Source organism: Desulfosporosinus sp. FKA, assembly GCF_002196785.1.
Taxonomy (GTDB): domain Bacteria; phylum Bacillota; class Desulfitobacteriia; order Desulfitobacteriales; family Desulfitobacteriaceae; genus Desulfosporosinus; species Desulfosporosinus acididurans.
Genome location: NZ_NAHZ01000031.1, coordinates 163,671 through 181,328 on the forward strand (window position 1 = coordinate 163,671; position 17,658 = coordinate 181,328).

A 17,658-nucleotide genomic window follows, 5' to 3' on the forward strand; every position below is an offset into this window, starting at 1 on the left:
GATGCAGATAGAAGTAAAGCAAAATATACATGTGTCTGATTCATCTGCTGTATCGAGAAGTGTATATAAAAGATATCTGAAAAGACCAATGGATTTTATTTTATCATTTATTGCATTAATAGTGCTCAGTCCAGTGCTAATTTTCACAGCTTTTCTAATACACGGAAAACTTGGTAGCCCTGTAATATTTAAACAAAAACGACCGGGGTTAAATGGAAAGATATTTACACTATACAAATTCAGGTCGATGACAGACGAAAAGGATGACAACGGAAACTTGATGGCTGATGAGGTTAGGCTTACAAAGTTCGGCAAAATACTAAGATCAACAAGCTTGGATGAATTACCTGAGTTGTTTAATATTCTAAAGGGTGACATGAGCGTGATAGGGCCAAGGCCTCTTCTGATAAAAGATCTGGTATTCTTTAATGAGGACCAGATGAAACGTCAATCTGTCTTGCCAGGCCTTAGTGGATTGGCACAGGTAAATGGACGCAATTGTGTTTTGTGGGAGGATAAGTTTAAATACGATCTTATGTATATACAAAAGATAACATTCCTAGGCGATTGGAAGTTAATATTTCAAACTATTATTAAAGTCTTTAGGAAAGAAGGTATTCATTCAGAAGGAATGGCTACGGCTGAGGACTTCGGTGACTATTTACTTAGGGCAGGGAAAACGAGTCAAGCGCAGTATGACGCTGGACAGGCTAAAGCTAAAGAATTATTAAAATTATAAAGGAACGATCAGGTGACCATGGAAAAATACAGTGTTTTGATGTCACTCTATAAAAAAGAAAAACCTGAATACTTACGGCTTGCCATAGACAGCATGTTGAACCAGACGGTTGCACCTGATGAAATTATTATTGTGAAGGACGGTCCGTTGACAGATGAACTGGAAGCGGTTCTTCAAGAGTACACAACTGCAAATCCTGCACTTTTCAACATCGTGCCGAGTGAGAAGAATCTCGGACTTGGAATGGCTCTTAATCTCGGTTTACAGCACTGTAAAAATGAACTGGTCGCCCGTATGGATACAGATGATATAGCTAAACCTGATAGATGCGAGAAGCAGCTCAGGGTGTATGAATACACGCCAGACCTGTCTTTGCTTGGCTCCAGTGTGGATGAATTTTATTCTGCCCCTTCGCAGGTTGTTTCCCGTCGAGTTGTTCCTACCGAGCATAAAGTGATATATGAGTATGCCAAGAAGCGTAGCGCCTTTAACCACCCAACGGTGATGTATAAGAAGAGCAAGGTGCTCGAGGTGGGCGGTTATGGCAACTTAAGAAGAAATCAAGATGTAGATCTGTTCGGCAGAATGATTTTCTCCGGTTGCTTCGCTGGAAACATTGAAGAGAGCCTACTGTGGTTTCGATCTAATGATGATTTGGCTAAGCGGCGGAAGTGCTGGGAGAATAGCAAGTCTTACATCAATACGATAAAAAAGTTCTGGAAGATGGGCTATTCGAGTTTCGGCGATTACCTGATGATTGCAGTAGCTCAGACCGGGATGTTCCTGATGCCGGTAAAGCTTCAACATTGGGTATATAAAAAGTTTTTGAGGAAATAAAGCTGCCTAGAGAAGGCAGAGAATATATTGAGAGAAGAAAAGGCTATGAGTTTTGAACAGAAAATTAATTATCAACTAAATAAGTTCCCATCTGTAAAAAGGGCTATCAAGCGTATGTATCAATTGGCTATGTATACATTTTCTTCGAAAATCAAATTGGAAGGGGATATCGTCCGTGTTTCACCGGATGACGGCGCGGAGTACTTCTTTGGCTACTATGACAAGTCTCCGTGGGATGCAACAGGACGTTACATGCTCTGCATGAAAGCAAAGGACACGTGGTCTGACGTCAGTCCCAAAGAGCCCTCTGAGATAATCTTGATTGATACTCAGAACGGGAACAAGACAGAAGTCTTAGCAAAGACTCACGCTTGGAATGTACAGCAGAGCTGCATGCTTCAGTGGCTGGGACCGGACTATGAAAGCCGGATATTGTACAACGATTTCAGAGATGATAAATATTGCTCCGTAATTCTTACACTGGCTGATAAGTCTGAGCGTGTAATTCCGTTCCCAGTTTATTCAGTTGCTGCGGATGGAACATTCGCTCTTTCATTGGACTTCTCGAGATTATATAGACTTCGCCCTGGCTACGGCTACTTCAATGCGCTGGAAGCAACTGCAAATGAGAAATTGCCGGACAAGCCGTGCATTTGGCACATTGACTTAATGACGGGGGCTGTGTCGCCTATCCTTAAATACAACGATTTTGCGACCTTCCGACCTCGTCCTGAAATGCAGGAGAAGGATGCAGAACATAAAGTTAATCATATCATGATTAGCCCAAATGGGAAGCGTTTTATGGTGCTTTATCGTTGGTTTAATGGCTCTAGAAAGTATACGAGGCTTGTTACTTGTAATGTCGATGGTACAGATATGTATGTACTTTCCGATGATGATATGGTCAGCCATTGTTATTGGAAGAACGATGCGGAAATTCTCGCGTTTGAGAACAAGCATGATGGTGGTCCTGGCTATTATCTGATGAAGGATAAAACACAGGAATACAAACATTTGTGGAGCAAATATAGTAACGACGGTCATCCGAGCTATAGTCCAGATGGCAGCCTAATTGTTACTGATTCTTATCCGAATAGAGCTCGTATTGCTGACATAAAACTACTCAAAGAAAGTGAAGAAGACGGAACGGTAATTGCTAAGGTATTTGCACCTTTTAAATATGATAATGACACACGTTGTGATCTTCATCCTCGCTGGAGCAGAGACGGAAAGAAGATTTGTTTTGACTCTGTGCTTGAAGGTCATCGTGGTTTGTATATGGTTCCGTTGGATAGTGCATATTCAGATACAACGGGAAGTAAGTTGGTTGCTCCGAAAGATAAGAGTAAAAAGCGTATTAGGATTGTGTATCTTATGACATCCTGTAGAAGGAGTGGACCAACTCAGGTTGTTATTAATATCATTAAAAATCTTGATTCGGATATTTTTGAGCCAATATTAGTTACCCTGTACGATGAACAAGAAGATAGTGATATGGCTGAATTTCTTCCGTATGTTTCCGAGCATTATCTTGTGAAGACTGGTAAAAAAGCTATCATGCTCGGACAGGATGGAGCGCTGAGAAAAAAATTGAAGATGATAAACCCTGATATTATTCATTCGACAGGAGTATTTCCGGATTATGCTGTGTCTCAGATGGGTGAATTTAAGCAGATGATTACATTGCACAATTATGTGTATGAGGACTATCTTGCAAAGTTCGGTAAGATTAAAGGAACAATTTTAGCTAAGATGCAGTTGTCCGCAATGAAAAAAACGAGTAAAACTGTAGCCTGTTCTGATAGTCTGAGAAAAATATATCATGAGAAACTAAAACTTGATCTTGATTATATTCGTAATGGTGTTGATGTTAATCGGTATACACTGCCAGTTGAAGGGGAGAAAAAACTTATACGGCAGGAACTTGCATTACCTCAAGAGGCTTTTATTTTTGTATATACTGGTCAGTTTATTGAGCGTAAAAATGTGCCATTTTTACTCGAGAACTATCTAAAGCAGTTTGGCAATAACCCTAATACATGTCTACTTATGCTTGGCGCCGGTCCAGAATTAGACAAATTACGAATGAAATATAAGGAATATAAAAAAATTACTTTCCTTGGACACGTTTCTAATGTTAATCACTATCTGAAAGCTTGTGACGTATATGTTTCGACTAGCAAATCAGAGGGATTACCAAATGGCGTATTGGAGGCAATGGCAACCGGCTTACCAGTAATTTTGTCAGATATTATGCAACACAAAGAAATCCTAGAAGTAAATGAAGAAAGTGGATCATTATATCGACAGGGTAATGGAACCGACTTTATGAAAAAACTTCAGAATGCTTATGCTAATGATGCGAAAAAGATGGGAAATATGGCATATATAGTAGCGCATGAAGCTTTTAGTGCTTCAAAGATGAGTAAACATTATCAAGATTATTACATCAGAATTGTGAATGGCTGATAGTTCAAGATATTTAAATCCTTAATGAAAGGTATATTAAAGCTATGCCGACAAATAAGAAATTAAAGATCACATTGTTTATTGGTAGCCTGACTGGTGGTGGGGCAGAACGTGTGATAAGTAACCTTGCTAATTATTTAGTAGGTAAAGGGCATGAAGTTGAAGTATTAACTATGTCGGATGTTGCAGATACTTATAAACTTGATGAACGTGTTACCAAAACAACGTTGATTACAAGGAATGAGCGTAAGAACGTTTTATATAATGCATTAATTAGATTTAAACGCCTTTCTAAATATTTGAAGAATAAAGAATGTGACTGTTATGTTGTAATGCTTCCAATAACCATTACAATGATGCTTTTATTGCGGTCAAAAACAAAAGCGAAAGTGATTGCTTCTGAACGAAACGACCCTTCAACTTACACTGGTTATATGAAAAAAATATTAATAAAACTTGCTAAAAGAGCTGATGGATATGTATTTCAGACTGAAAATGCAAAAACTTGGTATAAAGATAGTATTAGAGCTTGTTTAACAGCAATTATTCCTAATGCAATTAACGAAGAATTTATTCATGCCCCTTACAATGGAAAACGTACTAAAAGGATTGTTGCTGCGGGACGTCTAAAAACACAAAAAAACTTTAATGTCTTAATAGAGGCTTATTCTAAAATTGCAGATGAATTTCCGGAATATGATCTTATTATCTATGGTGAAGGCGAAAAAAGAGCTGAACTGCAGGATTTGATAAATAATCTTGGCTTAAGTAGGCGTGTTAATTTGCCTGGTTATACTTTAACACTTGGATTATCAATTGAGGATTGCTCGTTATTTGTCCTTTCATCAGATTATGAGGGAATGCCTAACGCATTAATGGAGGCTATGGCACTAGGGTTACCTTGTATTTCTACGGATTGTCCAATTGGAGGACCGAGGTTTTTGATTAAGAACAAAGTTAATGGATTGTTGGTACCTGTGGGTAATATTGACAAAATGTCAGAAGCAATGAAGTTAGTTTTAGCCAATAAGAATTTTGCAGATCAATTGGGAGAAAATGCATCTGAGATTTCAGATAGATTAAATCCACAGAAAATTTATGACCAATGGGAAAGATTTATATATTCTGTAGTTGATAGTTAATGTATGAAAGGAGATACAGAGTACTTGGGAAGTAAACGTTCAATAAGCATAAGCATTACAAATATTACTGTATTATTATATGCATTATATGCCATTCGCTGGGTTTGGTTAGCGTTTAATACTGTTGAATATTCTTCTGTTTTCTATTATTTAAACCAGATGGTCGGTTATATGTGCATTCCTTTTGGAATACTTTTGCTTTTAAAAACTATGAGAGCTAAAAAAAGAAATATGTTTTTGATTATATTGCCCTTAACTTATTGGTTGTATTGTTTCATTCATAGCTATACGGACCATAGTATTACGTATGGAGTGTTTACACTTTTGTCAATCAGCATTTTTTTGTTATTTGATACAAATGTAAAAATTAGAATATTTAATTGCTTCTATTGGATAGTACAAGGAACCAATATTATTTCATTATTTCTTTGGTTTTTCTACATTTTAAATGTAAATATTGGCTTCAAAATGGTTACATTTTATTCTGATGGTGCTGCAACATATGGAATGTATTATATTAAATGGCTCATTTTTGCTATCTATAACCAAAACATGGTAAATAGACTTTGCGGCATTTTTAACGAACCTGGGGCTCTTGGAACACTATGTGCGCTTCTCTTGATAGCAAGATTTCGATGTAGTAAATTATGGGAAAAAATATTGCTCATTGCCACTGGAGCATTGACATTATCATTTGCATTTTATTTACTGATTTTTGCTTTTTTTGCACTTTATTTAATTAGAAAGAACATAAAAAATGTGATTTGGGTTGTTTTACTTGCGGTTGTTTTTATTAGCGTACCGAGAATAGATTGGGGTAACGAAGTATTGAATACTTTTGCTGCACGATTTGAAATTACTGAAACAGGTTTTGCAGGCGACAATCGGTCTACAGATCAATTAGATTCATTAGTCAAAACGCTTGAAGCCGATGGAAAGGCATTATTTGGTTACGGAGAAGGATATACAAGTAATACACATAGCTCTTCTTATAAAGAATTAATCGTGCAGTTCGGTTATGTTGGATTTTCTGTTTTGGTTTTGGAGTGGCTAATTGCTGCACTGATGCTCGGAAAGAAAAATATAGATGCGAAGATAATAATAGCCTTTTTCTTTATATCACTTTATCAACGGCCATCAACGATATTATCTATTTATGGATATTTAATTCTTTTGGGTGGAATAGAATGGCTTAATGAGCAGACTGAAATTGAAAAAGCTTGTTGTAACTAAATAATATTAAGAATCCAAATTAAAAATGAGTGGGTTTGAAATTAGATAACTGAAAGAATAAGGTGTAAATTTGGTGATTAAGGTAGTGCAGTTTATTCATGGAATGAATATGGGTGGTGCAGAGACACTTGTAAAAGAATACGCTTTACGGATTGATAAAACCAAGTTTAGTGTAAACGTTTTGTGCTTTGACCATCAGAATTCACCATATGAAAAAATACTGAAGGATGCTGGGGTAGAGGTAACATATATTTGTGAAAGAATACCCAGTGTATTACAATTCCTCAGCAATCGTTTTCGTATTGTGAATAAGGTGTTTCGGTATTTTTATGTAAGAAAGTATATTCATGAACAGGATCCAGACGTGATTCATGCTCATCTTGTTGTTAATAGTTATATAAAATTTGCAAGACCTAAAAAAGGTACACATATTTTTTTTACACAACATTATCAAGTTAAGCGGTGGAGAGAGGCATTTTCGAAAGATATACAAAGCTTGAAATGGATAATCGGACATTATCCAACGAAGATTATTGCACTTAACGAAGAGATGAGGCAGGAAATCAATTTGCTGCTGAATATAAATAATACGATCGTTTTAAATAACGGTATTGACCTGGAAAAATTCCAAACGGAAATAGATAAATCTGAGAAAAGAAAAAATTTGAATATACCAGAGAAAGCATTTGTTGTAGGACATGTAGGACGTTTTGCACCGGTAAAAAATCACAAGTTTCTTGTACAGGTATTTTCTGAAATAAAGAAAGTTCAGGATGATGCATTTTTGCTAATGATTGGAAAAGGGGATACTGAAGATAGTATACGAAAACAGCTTGCTGAACTTAAAATGCTTGATAGTATGCTCATTTTAAATGATCGCACTGATGTGGCCGAACTTTTGAAAATCATGGATGTTGTGGTTTTTCCATCTATTACAGAAGGATTGGGAATCTCAATAATTGAAATGCAGGCTTCTGGGATACCATGCGTGGCATCAGATGGAGTGCCTAGAGCTACAGAAATTTCAAACAAGATCTGTTATATGAGCTTGCAGGACTCTGCAGAATATTGGGCACAAACAAGTCTGGAGATAGCCCACAACGAAGAACGAGTGGAATATACTGACGACCTGAATAACTGGAATATAAAAGTAATGATAGCAAAGCTTGAGGCTATGTATAAAGATGTTGCAGACGGGAAGGAATAATAGTGGATAAGAATTCGAGAACGGGAAAAACAATACGCAATACAATGGTTACTATGCTATGCCAATTTGTTTACCTATTGTTAAGCTTTATTTGTAGAACGATTTTTACTAATATGCTTGGCGCAGAGTATCTGGGAATAAATGGGTTATTTACTAATATATTAACTATTTTATCCTTTGCAGAGCTAGGTTTTGGTAGCGCATTGGTTTATCGGATGTATGCGCCATTGGCTAACAATGATTTTAATAAGGTTCGACAGTATTTAAGACTTTATAAGAAGGTTTATAATGTTATTCTTATTGTTATTACTGTAATTGGAGTTTTATTAATTCCGGCGCTTCCTTATTTTGTTGAGGCACCTAATGTAAAAGAGAATCTAACGCTTCTATATGTTCTTTATTTGATACAAACATTAGTTTCTTATGTTTATGTGTATAAAAAGTCAGTGTTAATTGCTGATCAAAAAAACTATATTGTTAATATTTACACACAAGTGTTTAATATTTTAATGAATGTTGCTCAATGTGCTTTTCTTGTAATTAGCCATGATTTTGTTATTTACTGTATGATTAATATTGCATGTAATCTTCTGAACAATGTGTTCTGCTCTATCCGTGCGAACAAGGAATATCCATATATTACTGAAACAGTTGAAGGAACTCTCACAGATGAGGAAGTAAAAGGATTAATAACTGATGTAAAAGGACTTTTATTGACAAAAGTTGCAAGTACTGCGTTCAGTGGAACCGATAATATTTTTATTTCTGCTTTTATAGGAATTAAATATGTTGGGATTCTTTCAAACTATACGATGCTTTTTACAATTATAAATACTGTTATGAACAAAGTGTTTGATTCAGTTACATCATCTATAGGAAATTTGGTTGTCACAGGTAATAAAAAACAGACTGAACAGGTATTAAAAAGGATTTTCTTTCTAAATACTAGTTTATACGGATATGTATGCATTGGTATGTTGCTTCTGCTGAGAGAATTTGTGACTAAAATCTGGTTCTCAAATGAATATGCAATGGCTCAGTCTCTTATTACTTTGATATTGATAGAATTCTTTTTTAGAAGTATACATTACCCTCTTTACACTACACGCAACGCTATGGGATGTTTTTCACAGTATAAGTGGGTGTTTGGGTTTGCTGCAGTTTTAAATATTTGCCTGGATTTTGTATTGGTCAAGCCAATGGGGGTTTCTGGTCTCTATTTAGCGACTATTTTATGTAGAGGAATAACATATTTTGTAGATGTGTGGGTTATTTACCATATGGAATTTGAGAAGTCTGCTTTTTCCTACTTTAAATTAATTATACAGTGGCTGATTTTCTTGAGCTTATGTGGAGTAGTGTTGACTTGGATTTTTTCGTTTGTTGGTATAGAGGGTATCTGTGGATTTGCTATAAAGATTTTAATTACTACTTTAGTTTATGCAGGATTCTATTTTTCAATTTATAGTCATACTGAAGAGTTTTGTTATTTTTGGAATATTTTACAAAATTTAACGAAAATGAAGAGAGGCAAAAAAGATGAAATACGGAATTCTGACATATCATAACATCCCCAATTTCGGAGCCGTGCTACAGGCTTTTGCACTATGTGAAATTATACGTGGTTTGGGGGCGGACTGTGAATTGGTCGATTACCAATGCGAAAATATTATAAATAAAGAACTTACATTTCATCCATCAAAAAATCCTGCAAAGGCGTTATTTTCAAGATTGATGATTTGGCCGAAGATGCAAAAGAAAATTAGTGGATGTGAAGAGTTTGTGCGCCCTTTATACAGTACTGAAAAATATGATAAATATAATATCAGTAAGGCGAATGAGGTATATGACGCTTTTATTTCTGGTTCAGATATGATTTGGAATTTAGATGTGAATGGTCAGGATTATACATATTTTCAGGATTTCTCAATTGAAAATAAAGTGGGATTTTCATATGGCTCATCTATAGGAGCTGAATGGTCTGCAGATAAAAAAGAAGAGATTTGTTCATTTCTACAAAAATACAAATTGCTGAGTACCAGAGAGCAAGATACTTGCCTGTTTATTGAGAACGAATACGGATTGAAGTGTGAGTGTGTTGTAGATCCTACCATGCTGTTCACACCTGAACAATGGGATAAGTATACAAAACCAATTGAAGCTAAAAATTATGTTTTTGTTTATTTTCCTTATCCGGAAATCCTTATTGCTGCAAAGAAGTATGCACAAAGACATGGTAAAAAGGTAATAGTTATCGGGTTTAAAACAACTAAGGGGACCTGTAATAAAGCATTGTACTCTCCAGCTGAATGGATGAGCTATATTAAGTCTGCAGATGCAATTTTTACAGATTCCTATCACGGTTTGTTGTTTTCTTTATATTTTGAAAAAAAAGTTTGGACGAATAATCAAGGGAACAGGATTATTTCCTTGTTAGAAAAGCTTGGTTTAAAGGATTGTCTTATCCAAAGAGATCCTGATTTTGAAAATAAGATAAATTATTTTGAGTGTTATGAACACATAAATAAAATGCGAGAAGAATCTATGTTTTTTTTAAGTAAAGCTATTCGATTAACATCAGTAATGAGGTGATATTATGCATATCAGTATGAAATCTTCTGATCAGTGCTCAGGATGTTCAGCTTGTAAAGTAGTTTGTCCTTCTAAAGCTATAGAATTTTTCCCTGATGAAGAAGGGTTCCTCATTCCATCTGTTTTAGTGAGTAAATGCATTGACTGTGGTTTATGTGTTAGGACATGTCCGGCATTGAATTTATATCAGTCTTCTGGTACAGGTCATGAGGATAAAGCTTATGCAGCAATGTGGAAACACGATGAACGCAATAATTCGGCATCTGGTGCATTTTTTCCAGCTTTAGCAAAATTTTTTCTAGAAGAAAAACACGGATATGTGTGCGGATGTGTATTAGATCATTTGGTTCCCAAACATATAGTTAGCAATAATTGGAATGATGTTCTTAGAATGCAGGATTCGAAATATGTTCAGAGTGATATGAGAAATTGTATTCGAGAAACTATTAGTCTTCTGAAAAATGATCAATATGTGCTTTTTTCTGGTACATCTTGTCAGGTTTCAGGTCTTGCTTCTGTATTGCAGAAAGAACGAATCAGTACTGAAAAACTTTTTACAGTTGACTTTTTTTGTCATGGTGTTCCATCTCCTAAAGTGTGGAATGATTATTTAATCTTTTATGAAAGTCAGACGCACAGAAAAGTATATGGATATCGTTTTCGGAGCAAAAAATATGGTTGGGGTACACAAGCTAGAGGTTCAAGTCATCTGAATACATTATTCTATCAAAAAGGAACGCGACAGGACAATTTTTCATGGGTATCTCGGATGTGGAGATCTGTTTTTTTCTCAAATCTATGCATTAGACGGTATTGCCATACATGCCCATATGCCACACCTGCTAAACCTTCAGATATTACAATGGGAGACTTTTGGGGAGTGGATAAAATTTTGCCGGATTTCGATGATGGAAAAGGATGTTCAGCTATTATTTTACATAGTTTGAAGGCTAAGGAAGTTATCTGTAAAATTGATTATCTTATAAAAGAAGAAGTTTGTATTGATCAAATTATTGAAAAACAGGCGAATGCATTTAAACCCAGTGATCCTGGTGACAAACGTGACGAATTTTGGCAGGATTACAATTTAGGTGGATTTCCCCTTGTAGCATCCAAATATTTTTTTTATACATCGAAGAACCGCATTCGTTTTTATATGCATAGAATTTTATTTGCTTTACATATTAAGGATATATATTGATTTTATTATTAATATGTGTAGCGTGAAAATAACTTATTTCAGCCTTAAAATACACTAAATAAAGCCTCTAAGGCCCATGAAAATTTAGCTTTACTTTAAACATAGAAATGTGATTTCCCTTTATTATACCTTGAGAAATCAGAAGTTTTGATGCTTGTTTAACAGCTTTTTCTTTCTGCTTTCAGTATCGTTCAGATGCCAAACGTTTTTAATAAACACTGAAGAAAAGGCTGGAGAAATTTGCTTTAACTCTGGAACCGAGAAAACGCGCCTAGTCGAGTTTGCACACTCCGCAACTTAGCATGCTAAGGAAAGAAACAAAAGGTTAGAGTTGATATATTTTCTCGGCTTCACCCACTATTGCACTACAAATAGAGTGGGCCGAAAGACTGAGAAAAAAAGACTTAAACGAAGTATTATTAAGTTACAGGCTTAAGCAATTATAAGCACTTTTCCAATATTGCGACAAAAGTTTTCGATACCCTATATGACATTAAAAGCTTACGCAATGTTGTAAGTCAATTTCTGAAGAGCCCGGTGCGGGAAATCTTCAAGCCGGGTGCTGTGGGGGTTGGGTCACCGAAGGTGCCCCTTCTACCCGGATCAAAGTCGGTGACGGCTTTGTCCATTCGCGAAAGGCGATTCTCACACTGGTTTTTTATACTGATTTAAGCTAAGAAGAGCGGTCTACCACTCACCTCACCGTGGTTTGTAGTATATCTTCTCCTAAAAAATAGTATTAAAAAAATGGTAAAAAAATCGCGTTTCATTTTTTATTACTATTTCGTGTGCCTGCGGTAGCGGTGAAATGTAGGTTAGGATGTAAAAAGTATGAATAGACAAATTTTGATTCGATTTGATGATATTTGTCCAACAATGAATTGGATACAATGGGGTCGTGCAGAGGATATATTTACTCAGTTTAACGTCAGACCTCTAATAGGTGTGATTCCAGACTGTAGTGACCCTGATTTAAAGATTGATCCCCCTCGAGAAGACTTTTGGGATTATATAAAATTATTACAGAGTTGCGGTTATGCTATTGCGATGCATGGGTTTCAACATGTTTTTGACATTAACGTTCAAGGAATCGTTAATAGTGGCACTCGTTCTGAATTTGCAGGGCATTCGTACGAAATTCAGTATGAAAAAATAAAAAAAGGTAAAGAAATTCTTCTGAAACATGGGATTGAAACAGATATATTTTTTGCCCCCGCGCATTCATATGATTGGAATACAATAAAAGCTTTATCGGATAATGGATTTAAGTATATGTCCGATGGGAAAAGCATGAAGCCCGTCGTATATGGAAAAATTACTTGTTTACCCTGCCGGTCATCTGGAGTACCTAAGATCGGAGCGAAAGGGTACTATACCACAGTATTTCATGCTCATGAATGGGTTAGAGCAGAGAAGGCCGCAGGTTATGAGCAACTCATACATATTTGTTCGCAGTATCAAAGGGATATCGTTGATTTTGAAAATTATAGAATGCAGATTATAGGTGAGCGACATATTCAGATAGTCGTTGAAAGACTGTATGTTTTTTGGCAAAGAAAAATCTTGCCGATACTTGTAAAAATTAAGCATAAAACGAGAGGAATTCAAAATGCGAATTCTTAGAAGGCAGTATCAAAAAGTACTCGGTCGCAACGGCTCCTGGACCCATCGTTTTCTTCGAAAGTTAGTCGATATAGATGAGAAAAAATAGCAATGATGCAACCTCTTTCTCCAAATACGAACAGGAATTTGAAGAATTGATGGCTCTTAATGAAGAGAGATTAAACTATACGACGGATTATAAATCAGCTTACAAGAATGCAGATGCTATTTTCATAAGTGTAGGAACTCCCGAGCAACCGGATGGGTCTACCACCTTGTCCTATATAGCAACAGTTGCAAGACAAATCGCGGAAACCGAAGGTTATTGAAAGCAATATTACGAGAGAGATAAGTTATGAAAGGCGAGGATGAAAAAATGAGTAGTTTTGTAGTACGTTGCAAGAAAGTACTACGCCGAGGAGGATTAAATGAGCTTTTTAAATGGTTGATTGTGAAAAAATGGAGTCGAATTATCCCAGACAAACAGTATCTGAAAATACAATATCGGCTACATACAGGGAAAAAATTAAATGTGGATGATCCAAAGCTATTTAATGAAAAGCTTCAGTGGCTGAAACTATACGACCATACGCCGGAATACATAACTATGGTTGACAAATATGCCGCAAAAGAGTATGTGGCAAACATCATTGGTGACCAATATATTATTCCAACATTGGGAGTCTGGGATAGTTTTGATGAGATAGATTTTGATAGTCTTCCGAATCAGTTTGCCTTGAAATGTACACATGACTCCGGAAGTGTTCTTGTGTGCAGAGATAAAAGTAAACTGGATCGTGGCTCGGCTAAGAAAAAGCTGAGTGAAGCGTTGAATCGCAATGGATTTTTGTATGGACGTGAATGGCCGTATAAAGAAGTGAAAGCACGCATTATTGTCGAAAAATACATGGAGGAGAAGCCGAGGAAAAGTCTGAAGGATTACAAATTCTATTGCTTTAACGGCAAACCCAAGTTTTTGTATCTTTCTGAAGGCTTGGAAAATCATGCTACAGCGCATATAAGCTATGTGACACTGGACTGGGAAAAAACACCGTTCGTAAGAACGGACTATGCTCCATTTGAAACCCTTCCTGAAAAACCATCACAATTTGAAAAAATGAAAGAACTAGCCGCCATAATGGCAAAAGGTATTCCTTTTTCGCGAATTGATTTTTATGAAATTAATAAGCAAGTTTATTTTGGTGAGATAACATTTTTCCCCGCAAGTGGGTACGCCCAGTTTTCACCGGAAGAATGGGATGGAAAAGTGGGTGAGTGGCTGATGTTGCCGCAAACTAAGAGAGTCTAATGTTCGGTGAAGGGTTTCCCGTTCGGTCGCTCTTCACTAGGGATCTGGTAGTTCTCGGAATTAGCCGTACTCGGGCGCAACGGCTTCCGATGGTCACCGTTACGCAAAGGTTCCTGGACCCTCTGTTTTCTTGGAAAATTCGACATTGTGTCCTCGAAGACCAAATCAGTACTAAAAGGAGAACAATTATGCACAATATAACATTTAAAACTCTATCCCCACAATCTCAAACGCCATTAAGCACTGCTCGACCTCTCAACATCGCTGTAGCTGGGACAGGCTATGTTGGTTTAGTCTCTGGAGTATGTATGGCTCATAGAGGACACTACGTGACTTGTGTTGATATTGATGAGAAAAAAATAACAATGATGCAGCAAGGCATTTCTCCAATTTACGAACAAGATTTAGAAGAATTGATGTCTCTTAATGAAGAGAGATTAAACTATACGATGGATTACAAGTCTGTTTACAAGAATGCAGATGCCATTTTTATTGGCGTAGGAACCCCGGAGCAGACTGATGGATCAGCCAACTTATCATATATAGCCACCGTTGCAAGACAAATTGCGGAAACTGTAGAAAAGGACTGCCTTGTTGTTGTAAAATCCACAGTCCCAGTGGGTACCAATGACAAGGTAGAACAGTTTATTAAGGATTTTTTAGTGAATGATGTAAACGTAGAAGTGGCGTCTAACCCTGAATTTTTAGCTCAAGGTACAGCGGTGCGAGATACGCTGGAGGCGGCAAGAATTATTATTGGAACGAATAGCATAAAGGCTGAGGATACTCTGATGGCGATATATGAACCCTTTGGTTTGCCGATTGTATCCGTTTCAAGACGATCGGCTGAGATGATTAAATACGCTGCGAATGATTTCCTTGCTTTGAAGATATCCTATATGAATGATATTGCGAACCTTTGTGAACTGGTTGGTGCTGATATTGAAGATGTCGCCCGAGGGATGGGGTACGACAGTCGAATTGGCAGCAAATTTTTGAATGCCGGTATTGGTTATGGTGGGAGCTGTTTTCCGAAGGATACCAAAGCCCTGGATTATCTGGCAACTTTGCATGGGTATGAGCTAAGGACGGTTAAGGCTGCGATTAACGTAAATAACGATCAAAAAGTTCTTTTATATAAGAAGGCTTGTCAGCGACTCATCACCTTCAATGGTTTAAAAATAGCCGTGCTTGGGTTAACCTTTAAGCCTGGAACCGATGATTTAAGAGAAGCGCCCTCGTTAGATAATATACCTTTATTATTAGCTCAAAGTGCTGATATTTATGCCTATGACCCGGTTGGTAGTGAAAACTTTAGGAAGAGATTCCCTGAGACAAGTTCAGAGCGAGATGGAGAGTATGGCAAGGGGAGTATCCACTATGTAAAAAGCGCTGAAACAGCACTTGATGGTGCTAACGTCTGTTTTGTTTTTACCGAATGGGAAGAAATTAAAGTAGTTCGGCCGGAAGATTATAAGAAACTTATGCGCACACCCCTTGTTTATGATGGACGGAATATTTATGATGTGAACAAGATGAGAGAAAGTGGCGTGGAGTATTACTCTATAGGTAGGAAGTAATCTGGCGTCCAATAGGATAAGATGAGTGGAGGGTATAACCACGGTGAGATTAATTCACCGCTGGCGAGCTTTCCAATTAAATAATAAGACAATCAAATACAAGGAGACACATAATGATTGAAGGATATAGGGAATTAGACCCGAACAAGACTTATTTAATTACTGGCGGCGCAGGATTCATTGGTTTTTTCTTGTCTAAGAAGCTGTTGGAGCAAAGATGCCGAGTAGTCGGAATTGATAATATGAACGACTACTATGATGTAAATTTAAAGGTTAGCAGACTGAAGCAGCTGGAAGGATATGAACGCTATACTTTCATCAAAGGGGATATCTCTGACAAGGAAACGGTCACGAAGGTCTTTGAGGAGTACAAGCCAAATATTATCATGAATCTGGCAGCTCAAGCTGGAGTTCGCTACAGCATTGAGAATCCAGATTCCTATATTCAGAGCAATATCATCGGGTTCTATAATATTTTAGAGGCCTGTCGCCATAACTCGGTCGATCACTTAGTCTACGCATCCTCTAGTTCCGTCTACGGCGCAAACACGAAGGTGCCGTTCTCAACCGATGATAAGGTGGACAATCCTGTTTCCCTTTATGCTGCTACTAAGAAGTCCAATGAGTTGATGGCGCATACCTATAGCCAATTGTATGGTATTCCTACGACAGGCTTAAGATTTTTCACAGTCTATGGTCCCATGGGAAGACCAGATATGGCCTATTTTGGTTTTACTCAGAAGATCTTTAAGGGCGAGACGATCAATGTGTTTAACTTTGGGGATTGTTATAGAGATTTTACCTATATCGACGATATCATTGAATCTGTGGCACGGATCTTGTGCAATCCACCGGCGAAGAAGGTTGATAAGGACAGCATCCTAAATGGTATACGATATGCAGTATACAATATTGGGAATAATCAACCAGAGCAATTGATGGATTATATTGCTGCCTTGGAAAAGGCGTTGAGTAAGGCAGTCGGTTGGGAGATCGTGGCAAAGAAGGAGTTTCTGCCAATGCAGCCCGGGGATGTTAAGGCGACGTATAGTGATAGTACGCCTTTGGAGAGGGATTTCGAGTTTAAGCCGAGTACGAGTATAGAAGAAGGATTGCAAAGATTTGCTAATTGGTATGTGGAGTATTATGGGGTGAAGTAAGAACATTACCCTAAGCCGGTAGGAGGATGAAACTTCTCGGGGTTTGTCGAACCCGGAAAGGGTTCCGGGAGGTTTCATTTCTTCGTTGCTCGAGAGAGCATTCTTTTTGAAAATAGGTTTGAAAGTGGAAGTGTCTTTACGCACACATTAGCTTTTGTATTGGTTTTAATTAGTATAGGCTTATACCGCTTGGATAGATATAAAAAGATTGGCTGGTTAGTATTAGCTGGAGGCAACATATTACACGACTTATTCGATCAAATGTGGATGTTTCCCAAAATATTATTTTGGCTGTAATTGAGTGGAGCATTTAAGAAACCTGCTCATGGAGTAGCGAAAGGCTCCTTGGCTTGGGTTCCTCCAGAATACTACCGCTTAATCACTGATCCACATAGTTATATTCCGGAAATAATACCCGCCGGAACGACTCCCGGCAGTCGTCGTTCCGGACAGGTTCCTGAAAGGCTTTCTTTAATACTCCGATGGGCGTGTATATGATTAAGCATCGAAGCGTCTTAAGCTCGGTGAAGTCGCGCGAGAACTACCCCAAGAGGAAATCTCTTAGGAAACCTATCCAGAGGTGGATG

13 protein-coding genes and 1 pseudogene are annotated in these 17,658 nt (G+C 37.3%); all 14 read left to right on the forward strand.

The features are described from left to right. Nucleotide 1 precedes the first annotated feature (1 nt). The 14 genes and pseudogenes from B5771_RS15850 (at nt 2) to B5771_RS15915 (ending at nt 17,071) form a co-directional block, all read left to right on the forward strand. Nucleotides 2-739 carry a sugar transferase gene (locus B5771_RS15850; RefSeq protein WP_207652707.1) on the forward strand — a complete coding sequence of 246 codons (738 nt, stop codon included), beginning with the start codon at nt 2-4 and terminating at the stop codon, nt 737-739. 18 nt (nt 740-757) lie between these two features. Further along, on the forward strand, nt 758-1,576 hold the full coding sequence (locus B5771_RS15855; protein WP_088188409.1) for a glycosyltransferase: 819 nt from the start codon (nt 758-760) through the stop codon (nt 1,574-1,576). A gap of 27 nt (nt 1,577-1,603) precedes the next feature. Continuing rightward, nucleotides 1,604-4,045, forward strand: coding sequence for a glycosyltransferase (locus B5771_RS15860; protein WP_088188410.1), 2,442 nt, complete (start codon nt 1,604-1,606; stop codon nt 4,043-4,045). 44 nt (nt 4,046-4,089) lie between these two features. Continuing rightward, nucleotides 4,090-5,187 (forward strand): glycosyltransferase family 4 protein, encoded by a 1,098-nt coding sequence (locus B5771_RS15865; RefSeq protein WP_088188411.1) that lies wholly within the window; start codon nt 4,090-4,092, stop codon nt 5,185-5,187. Between the two features lie 24 nt (nt 5,188-5,211). Beyond that, nucleotides 5,212-6,420: a hypothetical protein gene (locus tag B5771_RS15870; RefSeq protein WP_088188412.1), complete on the forward strand. Its 1,209-nt coding sequence runs from the start codon at nt 5,212-5,214 to the stop codon at nt 6,418-6,420. Nucleotides 6,421-6,493: 73 nt separating this feature from the next. Further along, the gene (locus B5771_RS15875) at nt 6,494-7,627 is read left to right on the forward strand and encodes a glycosyltransferase (RefSeq protein WP_088188413.1); all 1,134 of its coding nucleotides are present in this window, start codon (nt 6,494-6,496) and stop codon (nt 7,625-7,627) included. A gap of 2 nt (nt 7,628-7,629) precedes the next feature. After that, a complete protein-coding gene (locus tag B5771_RS15880; RefSeq protein ID WP_088188414.1) occupies nt 7,630-9,195 on the forward strand; it encodes an oligosaccharide flippase family protein in 1,566 nt (521 codons plus the stop codon). Further along, on the forward strand, nt 9,167-10,219 hold the full coding sequence (locus B5771_RS15885; RefSeq protein ID WP_088188415.1) for a polysaccharide pyruvyl transferase family protein: 1,053 nt from the start codon (nt 9,167-9,169) through the stop codon (nt 10,217-10,219). Before B5771_RS15880 ends, B5771_RS15885 begins: the two co-directional genes overlap by 29 nt. Before the next feature lie 4 nt (nt 10,220-10,223). Further along, nucleotides 10,224-11,420, forward strand: coding sequence for a Coenzyme F420 hydrogenase/dehydrogenase, beta subunit C-terminal domain (locus tag B5771_RS15890; RefSeq protein WP_088188416.1), 1,197 nt, complete (start codon nt 10,224-10,226; stop codon nt 11,418-11,420). Between the two features lie 831 nt (nt 11,421-12,251). Next, nucleotides 12,252-13,043, forward strand: coding sequence for a DUF2334 domain-containing protein (locus B5771_RS15895; protein WP_088188417.1), 792 nt, complete (start codon nt 12,252-12,254; stop codon nt 13,041-13,043). A gap of 137 nt (nt 13,044-13,180) precedes the next feature. Next, nucleotides 13,181-13,339, forward strand: a pseudogene (locus B5771_RS15900) (UDP-glucose 6-dehydrogenase); the annotation flags it as partial. 38 nt (nt 13,340-13,377) lie between these two features. Then, the gene (locus tag B5771_RS15905; RefSeq protein WP_242966861.1) at nt 13,378-14,331 is read left to right on the forward strand and encodes an ATP-grasp fold amidoligase family protein; all 954 of its coding nucleotides are present in this window, start codon (nt 13,378-13,380) and stop codon (nt 14,329-14,331) included. A 188-nt stretch (nt 14,332-14,519) separates the two neighbouring features. Continuing rightward, nucleotides 14,520-15,911, forward strand: a complete 1,392-nt coding sequence (locus B5771_RS15910) for a UDP-glucose/GDP-mannose dehydrogenase family protein (protein WP_282433350.1) — start codon at nt 14,520-14,522, stop codon at nt 15,909-15,911. Nucleotides 15,912-16,024: 113 nt separating this feature from the next. Then, nucleotides 16,025-17,071, forward strand: coding sequence for a GDP-mannose 4,6-dehydratase (locus B5771_RS15915; RefSeq protein WP_088188418.1), 1,047 nt, complete (start codon nt 16,025-16,027; stop codon nt 17,069-17,071). Nucleotides 17,072-17,658: the final 587 nt, after the last annotated feature.

Excerpts from the sequence above, each read along its gene's own strand:
- B5771_RS15850 (WP_207652707.1), top strand. The coding sequence starts at position 2 with ATGCAGATAGAAGTAAAGCAAAATATACATGTGTCTGATTCATCTGCT.
- B5771_RS15855 (WP_088188409.1), top strand. The coding sequence starts at position 758 with ATGGAAAAATACAGTGTTTTGATGTCACTCTATAAAAAAGAAAAACCT.
- B5771_RS15865 (WP_088188411.1), top strand. The coding sequence starts at position 4,090 with ATGCCGACAAATAAGAAATTAAAGATCACATTGTTTATTGGTAGCCTG.
- B5771_RS15885 (WP_088188415.1), top strand. The coding sequence starts at position 9,167 with ATGAAATACGGAATTCTGACATATCATAACATCCCCAATTTCGGAGCC.
- B5771_RS15890 (WP_088188416.1), top strand. The coding sequence starts at position 10,224 with ATGCATATCAGTATGAAATCTTCTGATCAGTGCTCAGGATGTTCAGCT.
- B5771_RS15895 (WP_088188417.1), top strand. The coding sequence starts at position 12,252 with ATGAATAGACAAATTTTGATTCGATTTGATGATATTTGTCCAACAATG.
- B5771_RS15905 (WP_242966861.1), top strand. The coding sequence starts at position 13,378 with ATGAAAGGCGAGGATGAAAAAATGAGTAGTTTTGTAGTACGTTGCAAG.
- B5771_RS15910 (WP_282433350.1), top strand. The coding sequence starts at position 14,520 with ATGCACAATATAACATTTAAAACTCTATCCCCACAATCTCAAACGCCA.
- B5771_RS15915 (WP_088188418.1), top strand. The coding sequence starts at position 16,025 with ATGATTGAAGGATATAGGGAATTAGACCCGAACAAGACTTATTTAATT.